At 49.2% G+C, this 25605-nt stretch carries 22 protein-coding genes; all 22 read right to left on the bottom strand.

Annotated features, from left to right (window positions below; genetic code table 11):
- Window positions 1-16 precede the first annotated feature (16 nt).
- The 22 genes from VSQ30_RS14690 to VSQ30_RS14795 all read right to left on the bottom strand — a co-directional run bounded on the left by VSQ30_RS14690 (window position 17) and on the right by VSQ30_RS14795 (window position 25475).
- Window positions 17-1120: a hypothetical protein gene (locus tag VSQ30_RS14690; protein ID WP_334464992.1), complete on the bottom strand. Its 1104-nt coding sequence runs from the start codon at window positions 1118-1120 to the stop codon at window positions 17-19.
- Window positions 1120-1509, bottom strand: a complete 390-nt coding sequence (locus VSQ30_RS14695; RefSeq protein WP_334464994.1) for a hypothetical protein — start codon at window positions 1507-1509, stop codon at window positions 1120-1122. Before VSQ30_RS14695 ends, VSQ30_RS14690 begins: the two co-directional genes overlap by 1 nt.
- Window positions 1510-1530: 21 nt before the next feature.
- Window positions 1531-4206: a phage tail protein gene (locus VSQ30_RS14700; protein WP_334464995.1), complete on the bottom strand. Its 2676-nt coding sequence runs from the start codon at window positions 4204-4206 to the stop codon at window positions 1531-1533.
- Window positions 4207-4208: 2 nt separating this feature from the next.
- The gene (locus tag VSQ30_RS14705; RefSeq protein WP_334464997.1) at window positions 4209-4985 is read right to left on the bottom strand and encodes a hypothetical protein; all 777 of its coding nucleotides are present in this window, start codon (window positions 4983-4985) and stop codon (window positions 4209-4211) included.
- 1 nt (window position 4986) lies between these two features.
- Window positions 4987-12726, bottom strand: a complete 7740-nt coding sequence (locus VSQ30_RS14710; RefSeq protein ID WP_334464999.1) for a tape measure protein — start codon at window positions 12724-12726, stop codon at window positions 4987-4989.
- Window positions 12723-13031, bottom strand: a complete 309-nt coding sequence (locus tag VSQ30_RS14715; RefSeq protein ID WP_334465001.1) for an HK97 gp10 family phage protein — start codon at window positions 13029-13031, stop codon at window positions 12723-12725. Before VSQ30_RS14715 ends, VSQ30_RS14710 begins: the two co-directional genes overlap by 4 nt.
- A gap of 78 nt (window positions 13032-13109) precedes the next feature.
- Window positions 13110-13862 (bottom strand): N-acetylmuramoyl-L-alanine amidase, encoded by a 753-nt coding sequence (locus VSQ30_RS14720; protein WP_334465002.1) that lies wholly within the window; start codon window positions 13860-13862, stop codon window positions 13110-13112.
- Between the two features lie 10 nt (window positions 13863-13872).
- A complete protein-coding gene (locus VSQ30_RS14725; RefSeq protein WP_161473991.1) occupies window positions 13873-14418 on the bottom strand; it encodes a hypothetical protein in 546 nt (181 codons plus the stop codon).
- A 22-nt stretch (window positions 14419-14440) separates the two neighbouring features.
- A complete protein-coding gene (locus VSQ30_RS14730; protein WP_161473992.1) occupies window positions 14441-14863 on the bottom strand; it encodes a hypothetical protein in 423 nt (140 codons plus the stop codon).
- Between the two features lie 71 nt (window positions 14864-14934).
- Window positions 14935-15618 carry a hypothetical protein gene (locus tag VSQ30_RS14735; protein ID WP_161473993.1) on the bottom strand — a complete coding sequence of 228 codons (684 nt, stop codon included), beginning with the start codon at window positions 15616-15618 and terminating at the stop codon, window positions 14935-14937.
- A gap of 11 nt (window positions 15619-15629) precedes the next feature.
- On the bottom strand, window positions 15630-15932 hold the full coding sequence (locus tag VSQ30_RS14740) for a hypothetical protein (protein ID WP_161473994.1): 303 nt from the start codon (window positions 15930-15932) through the stop codon (window positions 15630-15632).
- Entirely contained in the window at window positions 15929-16240 is a 312-nt protein-coding gene (locus VSQ30_RS14745; RefSeq protein WP_334465003.1) for a DUF7253 family protein, read from the bottom strand. The genes VSQ30_RS14740 and VSQ30_RS14745 overlap by 4 nt, the downstream gene beginning before the upstream one ends.
- 20 nt (window positions 16241-16260) lie before the next feature.
- Window positions 16261-18198 (bottom strand): HK97 family phage prohead protease, encoded by a 1938-nt coding sequence (locus tag VSQ30_RS14750; RefSeq protein WP_334465004.1) that lies wholly within the window; start codon window positions 18196-18198, stop codon window positions 16261-16263.
- Window positions 18179-19426 carry a phage portal protein gene (locus tag VSQ30_RS14755; RefSeq protein WP_334465005.1) on the bottom strand — a complete coding sequence of 416 codons (1248 nt, stop codon included), beginning with the start codon at window positions 19424-19426 and terminating at the stop codon, window positions 18179-18181. Before VSQ30_RS14755 ends, VSQ30_RS14750 begins: the two co-directional genes overlap by 20 nt.
- A gap of 63 nt (window positions 19427-19489) precedes the next feature.
- Complete coding sequence (locus VSQ30_RS14760; protein ID WP_334465006.1) at window positions 19490-21238, bottom strand: terminase TerL endonuclease subunit; 1749 nt, start codon at window positions 21236-21238, stop codon at window positions 19490-19492.
- A gap of 4 nt (window positions 21239-21242) precedes the next feature.
- Complete coding sequence (locus VSQ30_RS14765) at window positions 21243-22169, bottom strand: DUF7211 domain-containing protein (RefSeq protein ID WP_334465008.1); 927 nt, start codon at window positions 22167-22169, stop codon at window positions 21243-21245.
- A 20-nt stretch (window positions 22170-22189) separates the two neighbouring features.
- A complete protein-coding gene (locus tag VSQ30_RS14770) occupies window positions 22190-22414 on the bottom strand; it encodes a hypothetical protein (protein WP_334465009.1) in 225 nt (74 codons plus the stop codon).
- A 3-nt stretch (window positions 22415-22417) separates the two neighbouring features.
- Window positions 22418-23302, bottom strand: a complete 885-nt coding sequence (locus VSQ30_RS14775) for a toxin glutamine deamidase domain-containing protein (RefSeq protein ID WP_334465010.1) — start codon at window positions 23300-23302, stop codon at window positions 22418-22420.
- A gap of 61 nt (window positions 23303-23363) precedes the next feature.
- Window positions 23364-23726: a phage head-tail connector protein gene (locus VSQ30_RS14780; protein WP_334465012.1), complete on the bottom strand. Its 363-nt coding sequence runs from the start codon at window positions 23724-23726 to the stop codon at window positions 23364-23366.
- 562 nt (window positions 23727-24288) lie between these two features.
- The gene (locus tag VSQ30_RS14785) at window positions 24289-24651 is read right to left on the bottom strand and encodes a hypothetical protein (RefSeq protein ID WP_334465013.1); all 363 of its coding nucleotides are present in this window, start codon (window positions 24649-24651) and stop codon (window positions 24289-24291) included.
- Window positions 24652-24655: 4 nt separating this feature from the next.
- Window positions 24656-25213, bottom strand: coding sequence for a PD-(D/E)XK nuclease family protein (locus tag VSQ30_RS14790; protein ID WP_334465014.1), 558 nt, complete (start codon window positions 25211-25213; stop codon window positions 24656-24658).
- Window positions 25185-25475 (bottom strand): hypothetical protein, encoded by a 291-nt coding sequence (locus VSQ30_RS14795; protein ID WP_334465015.1) that lies wholly within the window; start codon window positions 25473-25475, stop codon window positions 25185-25187. Before VSQ30_RS14795 ends, VSQ30_RS14790 begins: the two co-directional genes overlap by 29 nt.
- Between the last annotated feature and the right edge of the window lie 130 nt (window positions 25476-25605).

Below are 25605 nucleotides of genomic sequence, written 5' to 3' on the forward strand. Positions count from 1 at the left end.
TTTGAATTCTCTCCTTTCATGAGTAGGTTATAGTCGTGCTGATTGTACTTCCGTCTGCCGCAAACTCTTTTGTCAGTGTGGCAGCAACGGTCTTATCGGCTTTCCTGAGAACCGCGGTCATAGTCTGAAAGCTGTTGGTGAAGGTCTTGGTAAGCGTCCGGCCATCCGGAGCTGTTGAGATAATCGTTGTACCGTCCTCGCTGAACTCCTTGACACCATCCGCAAAACCGACACTCAGGATTCTGTCAATTTCTTCTTTGTTAATCTGGTTGGTGAGATTTCCCGCAACGTCGTCGCCAAATTGCTCCTTAATACCATCGAACCACTGAGTAAAAGCGGCCTCCTGCTGTTCCACCCATTGGGAGTAGTCTTCTCTCTCCTGTATGGCGTGAGCGGCAGATTGAGCGGCGCTTGTTTCAGAGGCCTTTGCGTTTGTTTCGCTGGAGGCAGCGGCATTGGCGGATGCGGACGCGTTAACCTCTGACTTTTTCGCGGCCACTTCAGAATCAGAGGCGTTCGTTTCGGAAACCTTTGCAGCAGACGCGGAAGAAGACGCCTCGGCCGCTTTTTCAGACGCGATGGAGGCAGAGGATGCGGCGTTGGTCTCCGAAGTCTTAGCGGCATTCTCTGATAGGGCGGCTTTTTCCTCGGACGCTTTTGCGGCCTCTGCTGAGGCTGAGGATGCTGCCGCTTTCTCTGTAGCAGTGGCTGCCGATACGGCAGCGTTAGTCTCGGATTCTTTTGCTGCTGATTCGGAGTTGGCGGCATTGGTTTCGGATGCCTTAGCTGCGGCCTCGGATGCGGCGGAATTTATTTCAGAATTTTTAGCGGCATTTGCCGCGTCAATAGATTCTGACGCGCTTTCAAACGCTGCTTGCTCTGATGCAGCGGCGTTAGTTTCGGATTCTTTGGCTGCTGATTCGGACAGGGCTGCTTTCTCCTCTGATGCCTTTGCGGCAGCAGCGCTGTTCATAGCGGAATCCTTTGCCGTAGCCGCAAACTCCATGGCGGCGTTGGATTCCACATTCATGGCCGCCAGAGCGTCATGGATAGAACCTCGGACCTCTTCGCCATATATGGCTTCCAGTATTTTTTGGAGCTGTGAAGAAATATCTGCCATTACTCTTCCTCCCCATCTACCAGCATCCAGTCAATCGCGAGGATTTCTTCTCCTGACAAACTGCCGATTACCTCACTGTAGGGCAGCTCCATAAGTTCCACCTCATGCTCCATTTCATTGTAAGGAGCGAGTTCGCTCAGAAACATTTTGAAATTGGGCGAAGTAGAGCTCAGGGAGATTGACGGGAGTTCGTTCCCGTTCTCATCTTTCTCATGCTCGCCGTACTTCTCAATCAGACTGTTGCGGAACCGTTCGTACTCGGTCAGGCACTCGGCCAGCCTGCGATGATTCCGGGCCGCGGCATAGCCAATCTTGTCACGTCGGGAAAGCAGCGGTTTCAGCTGCATAAGCATGTCTACCATAACCGCGTTTTTAAGAGTTTTCTTCATACCAGGCGCCTCCTTTCTTACTTATTTCAAACCTTTTACGGTAGCCCTTGAAAAATCGACCGTTCCTTCAAACGAAACATCCCCGATAAAATAGATAAAGCAATATCCATCTTTACCGAAATACATATCCGCGGCAGCGGGACTGTACAGATGGACTTCCGGCGACATTCCTTCCCAGTAATCAATCGTAAACATGTGATAAAGGCGGGAACCATACGTAGCGTACAGATTGAAACTGCCGCGTTCCTTCCCCGCGATTACATTGATTTCTTCCCCGCGAAGCGTAGGAGACTCTATCGTAACCGCGTCGATATGTGTTGACTTAATGTAACTGGGAATGGCATTTTTGGCCTGCTGAGCCAGCGAATAGGCGGGGTTGGAATTGATGTTCACGTTGGTCACCAGGGCCCAGTCAATGGTACTGGCCGCTCCCATAGTGATGTCGCCATTGATGGCAACCTTGCCGTTCTTGTCCACCTGGAACGTAATCAGTCCGGTGGATTTGTTTCTGACCGTTAACCCGTATAGGTCAAGATAGTCGGCCTTAAACTTGTTCTGGCTTGTGAACATGCTGTTGCCGTTGCGGTCCAGAAAATCGCTGGCCTGCACCACGCCGAGGAAATTGCCGGTAGCCGCTTCCAGCCTGCCGCTGAACGTGCCTTTACTGGCGTACAGCTCGCCGTTTTTCTTTACCCAGAACGGCGCGTTTCCAGGCGTTGGGTTTCCTGTCCAGAACGCATACTCCCGTTCCGTGTTGGTATTCGAGCCGTTGACGCCAATATACCAGTTACCGCTGTTGGAGTAGAGCTTACCGTCCGGGTCGATGGTCAGCCCGCCTATACTACCGGCGGATGCCCGGATGGTTCCACGAATGTCAGCCTCATTGGCAGTCAAATACCCCTCGTCGGTAACGGTGAATTTACCGCCAATATCAATGGAGCCTTTTTTCATGGTCAAAGTGCCATCGTTCAAGTTCAGTGTAAAGTTGTCGTTTTCCGATTGCAGAAGTCCTGTGCGGATACGGTCAGCAGCCATGGCACCCACTGTGATGAAATTGGCCGTAATCGAGCCGTCCATGGTCATGGCGACCTCAACGGTTTTCCCGCCGTCCTTAGAGTAGGCAAGCCCACCCATATTCCATATCCACAGGCGCTGGGACTTGGTATAGTCCATTCCCTCAGAAATATAGAGGGTGTCCGCCCCTTGCTGGTTTTGAGTAATGGTGATATGGCCTGTGGTAGCGGATTGGATGATCTGGGCCGCATTCTCCTTGGCCTCATCCAAAATATCATGGGCTTTGGGGAGGGTATTGATTTTCTTTGTCAAATCAGTATTGATCTGATTATTGACTTGGGTCAGTGAGGTCTTGACAGTGTCCCCCAGGGTGAACTTAGAACTCTCCGGGGAATCCAGAGGAATTTCCAGCCGGGTGAGCGTAAACCAGGCATCCAGATGGTGGGGCCGAGAGAGCACCCGGATTTTGTCCAGCAGCCGGATGTCTTTGATTTCCGGGTTCAGATAATGCAGGTCCAGCGCACTCAGCTCCAACTGCATGGCGTCTAATTGCAGGTCCAGCAGGTACTTCTTCGCGCGCTCCAACAGCTCGGCCGGCTCGCTGGCATCATCGAAGTTGACAATCTGGATGATCCACCCGTACTTATCCACCAGCTCGGAGGATGACACAAAGATACTGCCCTGATTGACGCTCTCCACCGTAACATAGGATTCCAGGCCGGTTATGGTTTCGTCCGTCTCCGGATCATCCTCTGTTGCTCCAAGGAACGCTCCATAGGGCAGTACCACTGTGACTTCTCCATTTTGAAATTGGCTCAGATAGCTTTTTGCCTTGCTGAGCAGAGCTGCGGGGTCCGTCTCATCGTCATAGCGGATCACACGCTCAATCCATCCGTATTTGGCCACGGCTGCGGTATTTTCTACATAAAGCTTACCGTCGTTCACGCTTTCCACAGTCAGGTAGTAGGCGCTAAGTTCTTCTCCTGGGTTACCGTCTGAATCGGAGGCTCCTCCGGTATTTCTGGAACCCAGAGGCAGTAGGGCGGTTGCATACTCCGTGGAATCCCAGGACTTAGTGAAATCCAGCAGATTTTTTCCAAACTGAATCAACTGATCGATTCCCTCCAGCGAGTCGTCTGAGAGATAGTCCAGATAACGGATTCCGTCAACCTTACGGATACGCAGGTGTCCGCCATAGGCTTCCACCAGGCTGTTTACCACCTCCATGGTTTTCTGGTAATCTGTGAGAAAGTCGGCGGGATCGTCCAATTGAACCGTGACCGCTCCCACTTGAAACCGCCGGTTGGCCTTGACCTGCTGGTTATGGACATCGATAATTGCTTCCAGAAAGCCGCGAATGGTACCGTGGTATTTCTTTTGCAGCTGGGAACTGTCATTGAAGAACGCCAACTCTCCCTCGCAATAAATACTGCGGTTGTTCCAGAAATCCATATCTTCCGTGAGCACCCGACCGGCCCATATCTCCTTTCCATCCTTGCACACAGAAATATCAGTGGCAAGCCGGACAAGCGAATCATAGGCGGTATTTCTCTGCGGCAGCTTGAAACTGAGAGAGCCGGACGCGTTGTCCTCCATGGTGAGCTTAGGCTCCAGCACCGCCAGCTCTTCCAGGGCAAAAGCATCGTTGTAAAAGCAGACTCCGTCCGCATAAATACTGTACATACTCACAACCTCCCTGGACGGTAATCTACCGACACAGTGCCCCGGCCGGTTACAGTCTTGAAGTAGATGACCGGCGCTTTTCCACGAAAGACAAACTCCGGATAGCGTCTTTTCCCATCCGGAGCATGTTTTTCAATGTCAATATCCAAATGCTCATTCACGAAACGGATATAGATTCCGCCTCCTGTTTCGGTTTGGATATCGAAAGTAGGGCATACCGGAGCCCGGCCCATAATGTCGTCTATGAAGTGGTGGGGCTCATAGATTTCAGTAACCGGAATGTTTTTGAAGGTCCTTGTCAAAGCCATGCCCGTGTGGAAATTAAACGGGTCCCACAGCCATTCGTCTGTCGTGGAGAGAACGGACTGCTTGTAGGGGTTTACGCTGTAGTCAATGGTAATCAGAGAGTAAGCCTTATCTGACTTCCAGATGTTGACTGAATAGCGGCCCTCATAGAAATAGTCCGGATCGTCTTCCAGAATGGCTCGGAGCCTTTGCCCGTGAAGATAGTCCATGATGTTCGAATAGGCCACCTGCCATTCCTCATATCCGTTATGGACCATAAACTCAATGGAACCTGTGCGGTTCTCATAAACCGGATATCCGGTGAGGAGTTCTGAAACATCCAGAAGTCCGTCCCCACCGGGAACATCCACGGTTTTGAGTTTCGGTTTGGGCGGATTAAACACCGGCCGGGAGGTGGGGATCAGGTGCCAATCATCCCAGGAGTTCTTTTCCCCGAAAATGACAGAATGGTATTGCTTGGATTCTTTTGACATCTCAGTTCCCCCTTCCTCTATAGATTTGCCTGCGGCCAAGATTCCTGTCCAAGGGCCCGGTCATTTCGCCGGCGAGAACACCTGTATCCAAGACTACCTGCATATGCGTGACAGCGTCTGACATGGCAGCCATATCCCGCCTGAGATCTTGGATAGCCTCTACCACATCCCCGTTGTCTATAACAATTCTGCCCGTCGCCGGAGATTTTCGGTTCATACTCAATTCAAGATCGCTTGCGAGCCGTGCGGTTCGTTCTGCATAAAGCAGGTTATCCAGCTTGGCTGCCGCACTTGACACATCAGACAAATCCAGCACTGGCCGAATCGTCGGCTGCGTTTCGATGTCGCCATCAAGCAGCCGCATCATATACTGGATAGCTTTTCCAATGCCTTCACTGGATGCCTCGGCAAGGTTATTGCTCGCGTCGTATACGCTCGGGCACATATCATTAAGAGCATTAACGAACCCGCGTACCGCGAACACCGCTAATTGATATGTAACCCGGGAAGGAGAATGAATATCCAGTTCCCCTTCGATAGGATCTACAATGTTAGCCGCAACAGCTTTGGAAGCGTTAATCAAGTTGGGTTTTTCCTCTTCAAACCCCTTGATGATTCCCTGAAGTAGATTTGTTCCGATATTGAACCCTTTTTCACCCAAAAGCTGACTGACGCTCCCAACCATTGTGTTAAGTTCTTCCTGGGTGTATTTTGAAATCAGGCCAATGGACTTATGAAAATCGGTCTCCAGGTCCTTCAGCGTTTTCTGCAAAGACTCATCCAGTTCGGACATCTTTGTCTGCCAGACTTTCTTGTACTCCTCCAGGTCATTTGCCGCGTCGACCTTGAGCTGTGCAATCTGTTTCTGGGTTTCGACCCGCATTCCTTCCAGTTCACTGGTTGCCTGGTCTTTGGCCTGACGGTGCTTTGTGGACCAAAGATTCACATACTGGGTGAGCTGGGTAGAGGTCATACCGTTCAGGGCGCGGACGTTGGCAATCGAGGACGGCCCCATCTCCTGAAGTTCCTCAAGCAATTCGCCGCTGACGCCTTTGGCCGCAAGAGACTTCAGCATAGCTTGCCATTCGTCAAACTCGGCAACCTGGCCCTTCAGGTTGTTTATAAGCGTATCGCCGCTTACGTCATCCTTCTGTTTTACCTCATCGAACAGCCCATAAGACCGGTACAGGCTGTCGGCTCGGGACTGGACGGCATCCTCATACTTCTTGTTAAGGCTTTCTATATCGGCCTCAAGCTGTTGGTTGACCTCTTTTACATAGTCCGCATATTCCTGTTCCAGTTGCAGGCGCTTCTCGGCGTGGTCTGCCTCGGCGGCCGCCACGTCCTTTTCATACTGGAGCTGCGCCTCGCCTATGGATATAACCAGGGTGTACACAGAGGTCATGGCCTTTTTCCATTCGTCAGAGCCTTCTTCCAACTGATCGATATACGCAAGCATTGTACCAAGCTCGCCTATGTCGCCCATACGTCCGAAGGTTCTTTCGTTGCTGATATAATCATTAAGCGTATCGTAGAAATCTTTTACGACCTCTTTCCGCTTAGAGTATATCGTCTTGTCGATTTCCAGGTATTTTTCAGAACCAACTTCGTATTGTTTCTGAAGCTCTTCCAGCGCGGCAAGTTCTTCCTGAACACTCATGCGGCCATAGAACACCTCGTTGTCGATGTGGTCAAGCCTTTTCTGGTACCGCTCGTCTTCCAACTCATTCTCGACCCGGAACACTTCCCGGTCGGCTTGTTTGCGTTCCTCGGAACCAGCCATATACCGGGACTGAACCCGTTTCCATGCGGCAAGCTCGTCCTCCAGACTGAGCCGCTTATAATACTTCTCTTTCTCAATCCAGTCAACGGAGAACTGATAGGTCGCTTTAACAAGCTCATTTTGACAACGGAACACTTCCCGGTCGATTTTCTTGCGTTCCTCGGAACCTTCCTTGTACTGTTTCTGGAGCTGTTCCCAACCGGCAAGCTCTTCTTTGATGGAGATTTCGTTGTAGTATTTCCGCTCATCCAGCCAGTCCTCGAAGGTGTCGATTCCTTTTTTGGCGGTAGCAATCGATTGGTTCATCATCGCCGATGTGGCATTCTTGACAGAACCAATACTATTGTTAACGCCAATCACATAGCCCTCGCCGGTATGCTGCCCCAAATAGATAAACTCTCGGGAAGGAGAGTGGCTGTCCAGAGCGGCTTTCGCGGCCATGAGCGCAGCATTGCCAATACTCCAGCCCGCGGTCCAAGCAGGACCGTTCATGGCATAGAGACCATTGATAAAGCCTTGACCGGCGTTAATACCGAGGGAGTAGAAACCAGACACCCCGGTTTGAACTCCGTTTTTCGCATTGGTAATTAAAGCAGCGCCTTGTACATTCACACGGGGCATAGCGTCGGTAAAAGCTTTGATAAAGCCATTGACACCAGCCTGCCCAAGATTGGTCAAAGACTGGCCAAAGGTAGACATTCCTGTAAAGTCAACGCTGCTCGCGCCATTTGCTAAAGATACCAACTTCTCAAATTCGGCGATAACCGCCGATAAAGTCGAAGGGTCAATCCCGCTTATGGAACTGTAGAATCCTGCAAAGAAAGAGCCAAATAAGGAAATATCGCTGCCAAAGTCAGAGAGGCTCATATCTCCAGAGAACCATCCGCCCTTTTCAGGGAGACTGTTGCTCAATGATACAAGAGCTTTCGCGGCATTTGTAGTCGCGGTAACGATATTTGAATCAACGCTGCTCATTTTGTCGGAATAGGCGGCAAAGTTCTCCCCGAAGGAAATCAGTTGTGAGCCAAACGCATCAATGTCGTTTTCGCCCATAATCCAACCCAAAACTCCTCCGCTGTTTGGAATATCCTTCGCGAGAGCAGTCAAAGTAGCACCGGCGTTAGCGGCAGCCTGTACGGCACTTTCGCTGACCTTTCCGTTTACCGCGGATGAAAACTCGGCAATAGCCTCTCCAAACGGAACCAGTCGAGACGCAAAATCATCGATGTTGTTTTCGCCCACCAGCCAGCCGAGTACACCGCCAGTGTTAGGTAAATCGGACGCAAGAGCAGCTAATGTTGCACCAGCATTCGCTGCCGCCTGAACCGCACTCTCACTGACTTTACCATCCACCTTTGACGAGAATGTTACAATAGCGTCCGCGAAAGGCTCCAACCTTGACGCAAAGTCGTCCAGATTGTTCTCACCCATGATCCAACCTAAGACTCCCCCACTGTTGGGCAGATTGCCTGCCAGCTCAGCCAGTATGGCTCCGGCGTTTGCCGCCGCGGACACAGCGCCCTCATTGATTTTCCCATCGACCACATCCGAGAAAGCCGCGATGGCCTCCCCAAAGGGGACAAGCTGTTCAGCGAAATCCGAGAACGATGAGCCTCCAGTTATCCAGGAGGCAATTCCGTTCAGGATATCAGCGGCCGTCAGCGCAAGTATTACTCCGGCCAGGGCGCCAACACCCGCCATCATAGATGAGTCGATGCCTTTAGCCCCATCAATGAAGGGTTGGAGATTGGTCATGAAATTGGACAAGTCTGTAGCGATTTGTGGGAATTGGCTGGACACACCTGTCATAAATCCACCGGCAATACCGCCGATAAACTGCCCGATAGCGGTACCTACATTTTGAAGAAGGTTGCCGCCCTCAGTTATCAGCCAGTTCAGGCCGGGAATCTGGGCAAGCCCACCAATGGCAGCCAGAAGTAATGCCATTTCTGCGATAACAGCCGCCATACCCGCTACGCCAATCAAAGCCCCTGGAACAAGGGATGCCACCGCGCTGAGGGCGAACATCATGGCCGACATAATTCCAACGCCCGCAACTCCTTTAATCAGCGTATCCACATCAAGCCCACTCAAAGCGTCAACCACGCCTTGGAAGAAAGCCATAATTACGTTCATCGCGGACTGAATAAGCGTCGGGAGGTTGTCGGCCACGCCGTCCAGCAAAAGAATCAGGAACTGGAACAACGAATTCACGATAGAAGGTGTATACTGAACCAGAGCCGCTAAGACGCCGTCGATTAGCTGTAAAGCACCATCCGCAATCTGCGGTACGCATTCCACCAGAACGTCGACCAGCGTAAGGATTATCGCTTTCGCGGCCTCGCCGAGTGAAGGCGCTCCAAGCGCTATGGCTTTACCAAACTCGACAATACCCTCACCAATTTTACCTATTACAACCGGGATCAGGTCGGCAATACCGGTGACGATGAGTGATAGAGACGCGACGATTGCGCCTACATCAGCCGCAGTGGCCGCCGCCAAAGCTGTGAGACCGACAGCAATCGCCGACAAACCAGCACCCGCCGCTACAAGCCCAACGCCTATAGCCGCAACGCCAACTCCAAACAGCGCGAATGCGCCGCTTAGAGCAAGGATGGTTGGGGTAAGAGGCCCCAATACCGCTCCGGCCACACCCATGATGGTGAACGCCCCGGCAATGGTGACAAGCCCTTTCGCGATAGCCTCCCAACTCATTGCTCCAAGAATCGCCAGAGACGGGGTCAGTACCGCGATCGCCGCAGAGGCCACCAGCAAAGCCGCAGAACCAGCCAGGGTGCCCTTCATGAGGTTCAACGCAATCGAGAGTTCCGCAAGCGCGCCGCCTATGACAACAAGCCCTTTAGCAATCTCTTCCCAAGACATACCGCCCATTTTGCCAAGCACATGTGAGATGATTTCCAGGGCTGCGCCGACAACTACGAGGCCGGCACCTACACTCAGCATATTCTTAGGCATAACATTGACGGCTATGGCTACCTCGGCCAAGGCTCCGCCCATAGCGGCCAGGCCTTTTCCTATCTGCTCCCATGACATCTGGCCAAAGTCCGATACCGCCGAGGCGAATATCTTCATCGCCACGCCAATAGCTATCAGCGACACACCGGTGGATACCATCCCTTTCGCGCTTCCATTCAGCTTGGTAAATGCCGTGATTTCGGCAAGAAGTACGCCGATACCCCCCAGACCTTTGGCTATCCCTTCCCAGCTCATCTGCCCAAAGTCCTTGCAGGCAGATGCCAGAATCTTGATAGCGGCAGATAGAATCACAATGCCGGTTGCCGTAGTAATTGTCTTGCCGCTAAACTTGGCCGTGTTGAGGAATATATCAATCTCCCCAAGCAGAACGCCTACGCCAAGCAAGCCTTTACCCAGCTCGTCCCAGCTCAGTTGACCAAGATCCTTACAGGCTGATGCAAGCACTTTTATTGCTGCCGCGAAAATCAGGACGTTGGTTGCCCCTTTACCGACTTTCTTGCCGTCACTGCCAAGCAGCTTCAGTGCCGCGACCATTTCACCCATCAAGACGGTGACGCCCAGAAGACCTTTACCTATGTCCTCCCATTCCAATTCCGCAACACTCTTCAGCGCCGAAACCAGAATTCGGATGGATACAGCAAGCCCCAGCATCAGCGTTGTGGTCTTTGCCGCGCCCTTCATCTCACCGCTTATCTTTGAGAAAATAGCCATGGAGGCCATCAAATCCGTAAAGAGGATGGTAATAGCACCCAATGCCCCGTTCAACTTTTCAGCGTCGATACCTGCGATAGCGGTCAAGGATAAGGCTAGAATGCCGATTGCGCCTGCTATCTTCAGCAAAGCCGAGGCCTTCAACTCGGTTTGGTATGCTTTGAAACAGTCTTTGACGCCGTCTAAAATACCAGTAACTTTCTTCAGCATACCGTCTGCGCTGTCAAACAAATCATCCACGCCGCCAAAGGCGTCAGACATACTGTCAAAGAACTTCTTGATGCCTATGCCTATTCCGCCTGTAGCAAATGCCCCGGCAAGCTGGAACAACCCGCCAAGATCGGCCTGACCGATATTGGTAAATACGTCCTTGATAAGCCCGCTGACTATCTTGGCTATCCCACCGATAAAGGTGGTAATACCGCCAAGGATACTTTGGAATGCATGCGCGATGTCGAAATCAGCAGCCGCTTTTCCTATGGATTTGAAGACGTTTGCAGCGGCGTTCTTAACCGATCTGGCAATATTGCTGAGGCTGGACAAATTTTTATGCGCCTTTTCCAGAGCAGAATGGAAAGATTCAAACCCAGGCAGCTTGAAGTTCTCTTTCAGCGATTTAACAAAGTCCTTTACTGAGACTTTCATTTCGTCAAGGGTCGGTAGATTGAATTTATCTTTTACATTTTGAACAAACTCATCGACTGCCGTTTTAGCACCCTTAACGAGGTCGATAACCTTCTGAATCGCTTTCCCAAAAGTGTCATTTTTTCGGATGGATTCATCGAGATTAACAAGCCATTTGCCCCAAGAGCCAGTTATGCCAAGCACGCCTCCACTAAGGTTTCCGAAAATTCCGAGCAGAGGCTTTGCCGCATGAAAGACAGCAGAAAAGGCCTGCCCCACGATATCCAGTATCGCGAACAAGCCTTTGAATGTGCTTTTCAGGTTTGACGAAGTCGCGGAACTCAGTTTCAGATGTGAGGTGAATTCCTTTAGATTGCTGGTAATATCGGCCAGCCGCTGGGCCGTAATGGGTGGAAAGATTTCACGGAACGCTTCCTGGATTGGCTGAATAACACTTAGTAAGCCTCCAAACGAATTCTTAGCGGATTCAATCAGGTCATCACGTCCGCCCAGGTCTTTCCAAATTTTGAGCATCTCATTACGGGACTTTGACTGGTCGTCGATAAACCCGCCGATGGTATTGCTCAGCTCTGTCCAAAGAACCTTTGCCTCATCGAAATCGCCGAATACAATTTCCCACGTAGTGGCCCAGCCAGAACCTACAGCCTCCTGTAAGGTATCCATCAGCTGGGTAAAGGTCTTGACGTCCTGCGCGGCGGCAAAAGCTTTTTTACCTATCTCGGTCGTTTCGTCGGAATACCGGCCCAAAGTTTCCACCAGGACTTCAGTGGTCATCCACTGGCTGGACAGAGAATCATTGAACAAGCTGGTAGCGGTAAAGGCGTCTGAAACATGACCGTTCGCATCGGTGGTCGTACTTATGTAGCGACCTTCGCTCTCGATTAGAGTACCCATGGCGACAGCGGTCTTAATCAGCTCATTTTTGAACTCCACCGTAGCCATATTGGCATTCTCAATAGACTTCCAGTCAATAAGCTTTACAGAGCCTGCCGACAGGGCCTGAGCAAAGTTGTACATGGCCCGTGACGCCTCGTTGGCGTTTGCCCCCGATATAGCCGCTACATTTGACACGCCCTGGATAGCCTTGACGGAATCCTTTAGTCCAACACCCGCATTGGTAAACTTTCCGATATTGGAGGTCATGTCGCTGAACGAATAGATTGTCTTATCAGCGTAGGTGTTCAGCTCATCCAAATAATGATTTACGCTTTCCAGCGACTCGCCGGTGCTCATCATCATAGTCTGGATGGAGCCCATCTTAAGCTCATACTCGTCAAAGCCCTGTTTTATAGGGGCAATGGTGAGGGAGTGGACAATTTGCTTTCCAGCATTGACAGCGGAGTTGGTGATATTTGCCAAGCTGGTTACGGCCATAACCTCTAATGCAGAAAACCTCGTTTTCAGAGTTTCTGCCGCAGAGCTTATTCCAGACAGGTCCAGCTTTTTAGCGGCCGAATCCACTTGGGAAAAGCTTTTGGCAGCTCCGTCCAGATTCAGGGCACGTTTCAGCTTGTCCAGGGTAGAAATGCTCGTTTGGGCGTTGCGCTCGAACTGTTTGTTGTCGAAGCGCATGGCGACGACTCTTTCTTCAATGGTTTTACTCACAGCTGGGCAACCTCCCTCCAAGCCTCTTCCACAATCTCGTCAAAGATAGGCTGAATGGCAGGATTGATATAATCTCTCCCTTCCACCCAGCCGCCGGTTCCGGTTCCATGCCCGTATTGCAGGATTATGGCTATGGGCACGCCGTCTACGATGTGTGAATTCTTAAAGGTAATAGCAGCGGTTCCATCTCCATTTTGAATTTCGTAAGACCATGACGCGGCGGTCTCACCAGACTCAACCGGCGTTGCAGACGCAAGAGCGGACACTCCCCTCCGACCGTACCGGTCGAGAGCGCTCAGATGCACAATGCCTTTTGCCCTCTCCAGAAAGCCAGTGAGTTTTGAGAAGTCGCCCTTGTGGCTGAAACTTATCATGCTATCACCTTACTTGGCGGTTACATCGTTCTTTGTATACAGGTTAAATAGAACCTGGGAAAGCTCTTCCCGTTTCACATAGCTTTGTGGGCGTAGATTCCCGTTGCCATCACCCACCATAAGACCGTGTTCCTTACAGAACTCCATGGCGGGTACCGCCCACTTACTCACATTGCTTTCTGCTCTTTCTTTTTCCAGCTTTGCAAACTCTTCCCGAGCGATAGCCCTTATCTGTGATTCTGTCAATTCGGGTTCCTCCTTTATTGTTATATATTTTTTAACCATGTCCAGAAAACGCTGCCATCCCAGGTCCAGGGTTCTGTGAGGACAATATTTTCTGTCAAAGTCCTGATGTTTCTTTACCTCGTTGATACCCCAGCCGTAATTTTTCAGCAAACGGGCAATGTACTCGGCGGCGTTCTTCTCAGCTTGCAAGAATTTGGGCTTGTACATCCCCGCATTCTCGTCATTGTAGTTGGAGTAGCAAATCTCGATATGAATGCCGTACATATTGCCACGACCCTGTCCATCACCGCTTGCCCACGCGTTTCGCCCAAAAGGTAAGGCCTCGATGATTTTCTTATCATCTACCGCTACGTGAAAAGACACTTCATCGTTATTGCGAAGCATATAGGCAACTTCGTTGTCCGCCGGGGCGGTATTGCCAGTGTTATGCACCACAACGAACTGCGGAGTCCGCTGAAATGGGCATTTAATGCCGTACTTATTTTCCGGGCAGGGTTGTTTTATAATTGGGACCATAATTCTCCTCCTATCCTTTTGAATTAAACCGTTTACGATTGTAGGCGTTTCTAGCCCTGTTGCGGCGCATAATGTCTTTAGGATTTTTCTTTTTGCCGGAACGGTTCTTCATCTCGCACACCCGAATTAAAGTGAGCAGACGGTTCAAATGCCATTTCTGAAATTCAACTGGAATATTGAAAGCTATCATCCAGTAATAAATAAGTTCTGCTGTGACTACGTCATTGCTTTTTCCCTCTGAAGAATCGTCATTAGACAAGTATGTAGCAGTCATAGGATCAGCAATGTAGCGGTTTACGTCAGCAATGTTGCCATCTGTCAGGCATAGATAAACATTGGGATTAACATTCTGCGTAACGGTCATACATCGAACGTAATCGATTGTTTCCTCCAAAGACTTATCCTTATGTTTCAAAAACGATTTGCGCCATTTCGACTCCCATTTTGAAAGAGAGACAAGGGAATGCTCAAGCTGCAAAGTCTGCTCTTTAACCTGGATAAACACCTGGTTGCGTTCGTCCCACAATTCTTTTTCGGGTACTGTGATTCGGAGCATTCCCATCCCTCCTTAGATAAAATCAGTTTATCGGAAGAAGAACCGGCTGTGACGCGGTGGTGGTTGCCGGCACGGCTGCCTCTGCTGGTGCTTTTGGCAGGATAGCGCGGATAAAGTCATTCAGAGCTACCGGATCAGTAACCAACTCTGTGAAAAGCTCCGAGTATGCCTCAGTGTTAAAGAAAGCGTCCTTGACCTCAGGAGTACGAATGAACTGTCGGCCATCCGGACTCTTCTCGCCATAAGCCTTATAGATAATCCCCTTCAAGACTTTAGCCACAGCCGGAATGTCCTGTGCTTGGGAAATCTTGTTGAACATGGCCTCAAGGCCGCCGACAGTAGTAAGCTCCATCTCAGCCACGTCAGCCTTTGTGAGATTGAAGTAGAAATCCTCCTCGCGCTCAACGCCGTTGTAATCGATGTACTTAATCGTTCTTTTAAGCATAATGTCTTCTCCTTTCAGAAATAAAAAAAAGGCCGCATCTCCAAGGACACGGCCAATATCATATATGTTGTTTATGCAACGGCCGCAATGCCGACAAGAGCAATCACTTCGTCAGGCAGAGGCAGCCGGGGATCTGTGCCGTCATCGGAATCGTCGGATGTTGGATCTTTGCCATACAGGATGTCTTCCAGCAGCTTCAGCTTCTCCGGCGGCGTCTTGGTAGAGTCCACCTCCATGGTTGCGGTAGGTTCATGGCCCTTTACCGGAACAGGCGTTGTATTAACTTCCCAGGACATCTCAGCAGGTTCCGGACTGTCGTTTACGCTACCGTGCTCTTTACTGGAGGGCGATGCTTCGCAACCGTAGACCAGGTGCAGCTTATAACCATACTTGTTCTTCTGTGTGTCGTTCCCCAAGACCGTGCGGTAGCAGAAACCAAACGGTGCGCGTGTCTGCTGGCCGATACGGACGCCATCAGCAACCTCCACAGAGCCGTCACACTCGGCAAACTCATCCGGATACATATAAGCGCCAATGGTACAAGCATACTCCTCGGCAGAAGTCAAGTTGAAATACTTGATATTGTCCGCGTAAAAGCCGTTAGACTCGGCCCCGGAAGGGCTTTCTTCTACGCTGGTAATGCCGCTCCATGGCACACCCAAAGGATATGCGTTATCTTTCATTTTATAGAGCATGGCCCGGTCTACGCCGGTTTCGTAATATCTTTTGCCAATTTCGTCCCACATAGCTCTCATATAAAAACCTCCTAAAAGTATAAAATATAGACCCAGTGATTCAGGTTGGATGCTGTATAGAACCTGTCAAAGCTGCAATAAGGCAGGGACAACATCTTATCCGGAATCACTGAGTCAGGCTCTCGGTCTATGACGGTAACTTTGTACCGTTTCATGTACTGGTATATGGAGTTGTCAGCATATTTTGCGGCAGCCTTGTCCAGTTGGAACACAAAGCAGGGATACTCCATTTCTGATGTTTCCGGGGGCTGATACCAACCGGGAATATCAAGCAAGTTGGTCAATATTACTTGCAGATCATCCAGGGTATTCACTTAAACACGCCCCCTATGGTTAGAATAAGTCTCGGATACTGCACCTCTGCGCTTATCACTTTCCATTTTGTACCCATCCACCAGACATAACGAATTGCATGGAAATTCTCATAGGCAAAGGGGTCGGCTACGATGCTGATCTTATTGTCAACATTCAGGTTGTCATTAAGATGCTCTCCGTTCTCCCACCGCCGCCTGAATTGGAGTATGTCGCCGTAATATTCCCTCTCGGTTATTTTAGGGACAGACTTCCCAGGCTTCGTTGTTTCGGACACTCCATAGCCGATTTTCCCGAAATATTTTGCCATTTTGAATTTCCTCCTTTACCTTAGGCTGCTGGGGCGTTCGTGTTACCGGGGGTCCGGGCACTCGCCTGCTTGACCGCTTCCTCCAGGGCAATGGCAGAATGGATACGGCTCAGTGCGCCGGACATACGTGCCTCCAGCAGGTACTTTTCCTGGTTGAAGTCGATGTCAAACTGGTTGAACCGGGTAATCTCTCCGCCCTTGGTAGCGCCGATGGTGTAGTCCATCATATTAACAAAGAGGCCCAGCAGCTTATGCTTATTGCCCTCCTCGTCAGTGCGGATCTGTCCCTCAAACTGCTCGGCGGTATAGATCTCGCCTACATTGAGTGCGGCTGCCAGATCAGACCGGGACTCATACAGACGATGGCCGTTGCGGTCGCGGGCCAGCAGCATGACATTCAGCAGATGCGGCGTGCAAAAGAAGTCAGGGGTACCACTGCCCTTGAAGTTTTCACGGGCGTGGAGAGCGGCGGTAATGACAGCCTCGGAATACACAAAGTTATCGCCGAAATTAGCGCCGGTATCGGTTCCCTGAAGTTCATTGCGGGCTTTTTCAACATCAACATCAACGTGGAGGCAGTAAAGCTCATCATCATGCCAGATAGAGCGGACATGCTGCTGGTGGATCTTCTGCTTATCATCTGCCTCGCGGCCATCGCTGATCATGATGGCTGTAGCGACCTCCTCGTTCAGCAGCAGACGCATGGCGCCGTACTGATACTCAACGGCGTCAAAGTCAACGATGTCGGCAATGTCATCGCGGTCGAGATAATCCTTTACATAGATGGTCTGCGGGTCCGTAGTGCGTGTGAGAGCATTCATGTTGACCGCATTCTGTTTCTTCTCGCCTTTCTTATAGCCGCTGCCGCGAATGTCCTTGTTCCGCAAATCGACCTGACGGGTACGGATACGGCTGAATGGAGTCTTATGAGCCTTGTTCATAACCGCCGTAATCCACCCCTGGTCTCTGGTGACCAGTTCGGGAGCGCCGGGCTTAACGTCGCGATAATCCGGGAACAGGGAATCAATGTCATCGATGCCGTGCTTGAGAGTATCGGTGTTCTGCTCGGCGAACATCTGGATAGCGTCCCGCAGATTACCGACGCTCTTGGACTTAGCAGCCTCCAGAATCAGTTCCTGGTCGGAATGAGCCAGCACAGTGCCCTCTGCCTTGCTTTCCTGGTCAAACAGATTTTTCTTCATAGAATCATTTCCTCCTTCGGAATGTTTTACTTTATTCTCGTCCTCTTCGTCATCGATGCCAGTTGTTGCAACAACTCCAAGCATCTGGTACACCATGACTTTTTGTTCGTCGTTGAGTGTCTCAAACACGTCATCGACTGTCTTTGCTTTGCTCGATGCATCAGTTTTTTCTGTTTTATCGACATCAACATGCTGTATGTCTGCTGAGTCTGCTGCCACATCTTCAAATGATTCCTCTTCTTCATCTTCCGGCTTGTCCATATCTGAAACGCCGCCATCGCTGTCATCGCTATGCTCCAGATTAAACTCGATATAATCCAGGCCATTGTAAATTTCAGCGGCATCGGTCTCCTCGCCGTGAGCCATAACCGAGTTGATAAGCGCCCCTGGATTGGCGCCAGCCAGCACCAGGCTGACCTCCTTGATTGCTCCGTGAATGACACGGGAACCGTCCTGCTTGAGCTGATTGGCGAAGATAGACAGGGCAACTACATCACCATGCTCGACGATCTTTTTCGCTTTCTGGCCGTTTTCTGTGTCATTGAAAGAGCAGTAAGCATACACGCCGTCCGCGCGGTTCTCCAGCACAGCATGGCCGAGAACGTTATCGGGACTATTGTGCTGATGATTCCAGACCAGAGGCCGGGTCAATCCATCGCAATCTTTGAATGCGTCTCTCACAATGGTCCTACCATCGGAGCAGCGCAGATTGTTTCGGGTGGCCCAGCCTCCAAAGTCATACTTCTTTGGCTTCATTTTGATTTTCCTCCTTCTCGGAATTTGATGGGTATCCCCCATTTGGAGCGCTTAGATTTGAGTTCCTCAATTCGTCGGCTTTCGGATCGCTGGACGGCATCATACCAGCAATCTGCCGGATCTCGTTGGACGTCATGATTTCATTCCTGGTAAACTTGTCCGCGATCTCAGCCATGCTGCTGACCGGTACCAAACGGAACGGGTCGCGATAGAACTCAACCGACTGCTTTTGAGAGCGAGCTGTTTTAGTCAGGAACTTACGCTTTAGTTCAGTGGTAATAGCAGACAGAATAGGCTCGATAGTACGGTTATAATAATTCAGCATCGTCTGCTCATCGGCTGTACCATCTAATATGCTCTGAGTGATACCTAACTGGCTGAAAAGCATACTCGTTAGGTATTCAATCTGGGACATCAGCTTGTTTTCAACCGGGCGATTCAGCTGCGTTACATGCTCCGTTGTATCAATGTATCCAACGCCGTATTTGGATTTGGATAGCTGTTCCTCAAGATCTTTCCGCCTTGCTTCAGCTTGCTTGCGCTTGACGTCGTTCCTTACAGAAAAAGGAAGTTGGACAATTATGTCCAGCTTCCCCGATCCACTCTGCTCGTCTATAACGTCCAGAATATTCAGTTTTCGAATAAGCCGCTGCATAGTCGAGTTAGGCTCGTTCATCACAGCATAAAATGGGTTTTCTATTATAGCCGCCGAACTCTTATGAACAGTAACATCTTGTTTCTGGCCAGTTCTGTCGTTGTATACGCGGACGCGGATATGCTCTGGATACCATTCAATGATCTGCCCCGTCCGCATCGACTGAATGTTGTAGGACCCAGTAGAATCCGGGTCGGTATCCGTATCCACAGGAACAATCGCAACGCAGCCTTCATCCAACATAGACATCACAACATCCTGCATAAAGGCACGGCCCGTCTGGTCGATGTTGGCCTCTGTGGTAAGGCATTTATTGAAATTAGAGTCGATTTCTTCCAGAAAACGCCTATTACTGTCCAAACGAACGTGTTTGATATCAACCGCCGCAGCGTCCGTTGAGATACGGTTATAAACAGAGGTGATAATAGAACGCTCATTCCCTCTGGTAAGCCGGATGCGGTCAGGCCTGCGGCCGGAGCTGTACCCATAATCACCGTATCCATAGGTGGGATCTCGGTTCAAAAAAAGATTCCAGGCTCGTTTGAACCTGGAACCGATGGATTCGTTATTCATTTTATAGCATCACCTTCGTTTCCGGTAGGTGCTCCCTCCTTATGAAATTGCGGACATACTGGTTTAGAACATGTCCTTATGGAGCTTATACGCGATATACGCATCCATCATCGCCGCCACGGCGTCTATCTTTTGGTCATACCGTTTCTTCATCAGCTTACGGTTACCGTTGGTATCTTCCATGGCAATACAGTTACCCATGGCAAAGGTCATCAAATCCTCGTCAAACAAAAGCATCCGTTCCTCTGCGAGTTTCTTCAGTTCTCCCAAAGGTACAGATTCTGTTTTTGCTCCCTGTATGACCTTCTCAATCCCATATGGGCCGTTTTCAGTCTCCCAGCGCTCAACAAACTCCCGGGCGTTATACGGGTCAAAACCAAGGCAGCACACGTCATACTCGCACTTGGCTATATGATTGTCTAAGTCCTCATAGACTTCCATCATATCAAGGACTGTGCCCTCAAGTACGACCAAACTTCCCTCTTTCATAAAGTCTTCATACTTGACGCGCATTGCCATGTGGAGTTTCGCCATCGTTGACGAGGAAATGTAATTTCTGGTTTTTATCCCGAATTCGCCGTTCTTCAACGGAAACAAGAATGTAAACGCACAGAAATCATCGCCCTGAGATAGATCGGCCCCCAGTGAACAAGGCATTCTCCAGAACTCTCTCCTGCGGTGGACAAGGGTCTCTTCATATGTGAAGTAATACGTATACCCCTCTGTCGGTATCCCGAATCGCTTTGCGAGGATATCATTTCGAGTAGATGGGTCGCGTTCTGCCTGACGAACCTCTTTTTCATAGGTATCATACTTCACAGTAAGCCCAAGATTCGGGTTTGCCTTTGCCCATTTAGCCGGGTCGCCAACCTCCTCCTTTGAATCCAGCTTATACCACCAGATAGAAGTGTTTGGCTCATAGGCTCCGTCTTCACCACGAAGTATCCGCATCAAATCCATTTTGATGGAATCGCCGATACCGTTGCGTACCGTGCCCTCCGAGCTTATCGCTACAATAAGGTAATCGTCGACCTTTGCAGCGCCTTGCTCGATTGCGGTTATAGGGTTCTCCCGCACATCGCCTGACAGCCATTCGTCTATGGTTGACACCTTGACCTGTAGACCCTGAAGTTTATCGATACTCATGGGGCGCACTTCCAAGAGGGAACCATTGAAGAAATTCTGGATACCCTTTTTGGTAGACGCAAGCTGTGCCCTATCTGCCCTTGAGCCAGTGGTATTCTGGAGAGAACCGGCAGTGAGAAACTTGAACATTGGCCCCCTCGACCGAACGATAGAGGTCCGTATGGGAGAAAGCACTTCTTCAGCCTGTTTCATGGTCGGAGCGGTTGTAATCTGGTGTGTAGTCGTTGTATCAGCGTTAAGGAAATAATTTTGTAGATAGGAAGCATATTGAGTCTTTGCCGCTCCACGCCCAACGATAAGATACTGCTTATTCACCAGCCGCTTCTTGATCATCCTGCGTACATAACGGCCTCCATGGCCGTCCGGGTACGGCTCGTACATGTTCCGCTCTTCAAACTCGTACCATCCAAAGATTTGCTCTGCCCAAAGTTTGAATGTATCCAGCAGATGCAGGTCGGCGCCATCTGTTAGAGTCAGTTCGTCCTCGCAGAAATAGATAAACCCATTTACCGCTTCGTCATCATAGTAATACCGCGGATTCTCTATAAGTTCGTCTATCCGCTGCATTTCCATGACTACCGTATCACACACAGGAATCTCGCCGTTCATTACCGCTTTTCGGAATTGTCCGTAGTAGTATGGGGTAGCAGTATTGGAAAGAGACATAGTATCACTTCCTCAATTCTTTAACGGCAATGGCAATAGCCAACACAGAGCTTGCCGTAGAAAGCGCAGGACCGCCATAATCTATGATACCGTCGATAACTTTAGACATTTTCGTGGACGGCGCTTTTTCGCCAAACATGTTGGTATACTGTCGTTCAAGGTTCTCTCTGGTTATGCGGTCCTGCAAATCTTTATTAGACATTTTGCTCATATCGGGGCGAACTTTAGACGAATCGGATTTGTTAGAGTTTCTAAGCTGGTTAAGAGCACTTGATGCGGAATCTACTATACGCTTTGAGCTGTCAAGCTTTGAGGATTCGGAATCAGTTTTAGACAGTTTATTGTACTGCTTTTCTAAATTAAGGCGCTTAACTTTGCTGGAAAGATCGGCATCTGACATTTCACTGGCTTTTTGCTTTTTATCCGGCAATGCCGAACCTATCTTTCGGTTCAACAGACGACCGAGCTGTTTTTTACCAGCCTCGACCACTTTCTTGTCAAGCCCGGTTATATGGGCCGCCGTGAAGATGGCTGCCGATGCGGCAGAAGCTCGGCCTATGTTTCCAGTAGCGGCGTTAACCAGTCCTCTTGCTGTTTTGGCCGTAGAGTCTTTCGTATCTTCAACCTTACGTTTCACACGAGCTTCGGACGCGCGTTTAGCCATATCCTGATCGGCAAGCGCCTTATCAAAAGCATCTTTATAGTTCTTATCTTTCATCTTTTGTTCTACAGAAGCCTTGATAAGCTTTCGCCTATTTCCCGCACCCTTTCCGTAATACATCTTGGCTCTTGCGTATTCTTTGGCATCTTGACTAGCTTCTTTTGCTAAACGCTTTCTGCCAAGTTCAGTAAGGGTTCCGTCTTTGTTCTGAAAGCGTCGAACGCCCCACTTCTGACCTTTGATTCCATGATGGGCCAAAGTATTTTCCATTTTGAATCCCTCCATGGTTTCTAAAATCTTAACATATCGGAAAGAGATATATCATATCCCATAGGGGTGATTCCGTAAACATTACCATCACGTTTTACCACAAATTGCGCAGGTGCCGGTATGCCTGTTGATACTCCAAGTCGTCTTGTGTTGATGATAACGGCATCTCCTCGAATCCAGTATCCAGTCGGTATTCTCCCTGGATACTTCTTGACGACAAGTTTAGCTGCTTCGTTAGGGTTCATGATTTACCTCCTGTTCTTATTAGGCTCGACCGCGCCCAAAACATAGTCGGTCGGTTCGCAATTGTCCAGACGATTAACTATTACCGACGATCCCCACACGACATGATTCTTAAACTCGTTGAACGATTTTTCAGAAGCTGTGTATTCTTCTCCGTTTTGTCCATCATAAATGTGAGGTTTTCCGTTTTCTATTTTCCAGAACATGCTATGGCCGCCTCCAATTGTCCATGTAACACACAAGCTGCCATATGACCCTTCGCCATTGCTGGCTAATATATCCATCGCGCTCTGCGCTGTGGTTTTTCGCGGCATTTTAACGGATGGAGAATCAAACCCCTTACCAAACATCGCTTTATCATGCATACCTTCTCTTTCTGTCAAGGTAGCCGCGGTTACGTCATATCCTTTTTCCCGAAGTGCCATGGCAGTTGTACAAAATGTGCAATTCATCGTTCTACCATCGCCAGGATAACCAGGATTGACTTTCTTTACACTTTGAGATGCCAGCATCTTTCCTTTTATGCGGGGTAAAGAATCAAGACTATTGATACCCCATTCATTCTTTTTCTTTTCGAGGTATTTTATGTCTCGATTAAGCGAAACCTTTCTGGAAACCAATATTCCAGCAGCCGTTAATGCGGTCATTGCGGCATAGGCAATCAATTCCTCATTACTGCCGGCTCTCCTGCTGGATATCGGCATATTTTTCACCCGATTATAGCAAGCTTTTCCTTTATCTCTCAATGCCCGCTTGTATTTGCCATCAGAATCCGTTTTCACTGATTTGGCCTTTACGTTGCTGGTTACTTGTTTAAGTGGATACGGCGGTCCTCTTCTTACTCCCCACTTCTGGCCTTTGATACCGTGATGGGTCAATATGTTGCCCATTTTGAAATTCCTCCTTTCCACACAAAAGAAAAGAGACTATGTTTCCATAGCCCCAAACAAATTACTCTATATACTTATTGCCATCTAAATCAGCCGCTACCAATATTCTCCACTCATACTCACTGGCCTGTCTATTGATAGCCTCAATAACAGCAGAGCTTTGCGGTGGGTCAAACAGCAGCCTGACTTTCAGGTATACAAAAGACTTTACGAATTCCAAGGTCTTGTCATCATTAAGAAAGTCCTTCCACACAAACCTCTTGTCGGCTATTACAAAGCCTGCATTCGGACCGACACCAAGCTGAGTTAGAACAGCAAATACAGAGTTAATATGTATCATCAACTCGCCATCGAAATGTTCATAATCCTCTGTTATACCCAAAAGTTTCTTTATTGATGTGAGAATACTTTCCACAGTCGTCACCTCTGCTCCCTCAGTGCTACATATTGCTTCAAGCAAAATCCCTCACAGTATGATGGGGTTATCACACAATAGAAACTCTCATTCGATCTGGCCAAGACCACCTAGATCTCTGTCAGGCAGGCCAGATTGACAACCGGTTTTGCGTCAAGGCTGGGAGCATCTCTGAGCGCTGTGTGGAAACAGTTTACAATCACGCCTTGCATATATGCACCCTCCTTTCAACGTTTCCATGGACACGTATCATTTGCGTATCGTTCAACCGGAGCTTTCGGTAATAGATTTTCATCTCCATAATGGATTGCGTTATGTGTTTGGTGAGTAGTACAAATCAGAAAATCAGGATTAAGTAAACATCCACTCATAGAATCAATGTCTCTTGCCGTGATTGGATTCATATGGTGAATGATAATTCGACTTGGAATCGTATAGCCAGCCACTCCAAGGTCGCATCCATTATCTCTTACAATCACCATATCTCGAACGCGTTTCCATTCTGGAGAACGATAAAACTTCTGATTCAGATATCGGTCAAATCCAAAAGTGTCTTTCCCAACGCTTCCGTTTAGCTGCAAATAACGAAACCCATCTTTTCGGCAATTTCATTAAGGCTGTACCCTTTCTCACGCAGCCCCTTGGCCGTGGCTACTTGCAAGGATCTTCGCTCATCCTTTGCTAGACTCATCTGAGTTCTGAGCTGACTGCTGGTAAGGCCCATAGACTTCGCGATAGCGGTATCACCAGTCCACAGCTTACCATCCTCATCTGTGTAAGTAAAGTTTTGCTTTCTAAGCTCATACACACGGCTGAGAAAATCGCCGCTATGCTGATAGGGATTTTCCCCGGACCCCCAGGGATACCGTCCAGAACGCCTCGGCATACCATAATGCATCAGCACATCTTCTATCTCGTTCAAAATTGCCCCCATAGGATTAACCCTCCTGAAGTTTAATTTTGTTAATCACCTTGTCGAAGGTTACAATCTTGTCGATAACCTGGGCTACGTCTTCTGCCGTAGGTACGCAAACTAAAATATCATTTGCCTGGTAGATACGAAGTTCAATCGTAATATCAGAGGCTTTCATCTGATACTCCAAACAAAAAAGAGCAGCATAAATTAGCAGCTGCTCCATATGGGCGGGTATTACGCCTGTCTTCAGATCGTGTATCTGGAGGTGGTTCTTTCGAAATGAGATCGCGTCCGCCGTGCCAAAACAGTTTTCTGAGTAGAACAAAGGCTGCTCGGGCGTCATCTTAAAGCCAATGGCGTCGTTAACATACATATTCAGTGTTTTCTTGGATTTAGGGAGCTTTTGCCCCAAACGGATACACTGAGCTGCAAAGGAGTGGAGTTCTGTACCCTTTTGTGTAGCAAGAAACTTGGTATAGCTATCCGCAAGTTTTGTTTCATCATAACGTATCCAATGAAATTTGCTTGCTCCAAGAAAGGCGTGCTGCCCTTCAAGATCGGAATGCCTGTAGAAGTTCATGTAAAACTTCCTCCTTGTTTTCCGGGCTTATAAAACGAGAGAAAGACATCTCGTTCATTCGCCCAACATAATATTCTTGATTTGGCTGCCGCTTCGCATTGGCTCCGTTCTTGCATTCAAGCGAGGCCCATTTGTCTTGATACAGTATCAACAAATCAGGAATCCCCTGAATATAACCAGAATCGCTCTTCATAACTATACACCCAGGGAACATTTCCTTAAGCTCCGTGATGAGTCGATGTTGAAACCGACTTTCAAGCATTAGAACGGCCTCCTTTCAAAAAAGTTCAAAAGAGAAAGCCCGATTTGTTTTTCGGGCCTTATTTTCTTCTCTCTTCATAAAAGGGTATGGAAATTTCGCGTACCTGAAAAATGGCATAAAAAAGTGGGGA

It is taken from the genome of Acutalibacter sp. JLR.KK004, assembly GCF_036941085.1.
GTDB lineage: Bacteria > Bacillota > Clostridia > Oscillospirales > Acutalibacteraceae > Acutalibacter.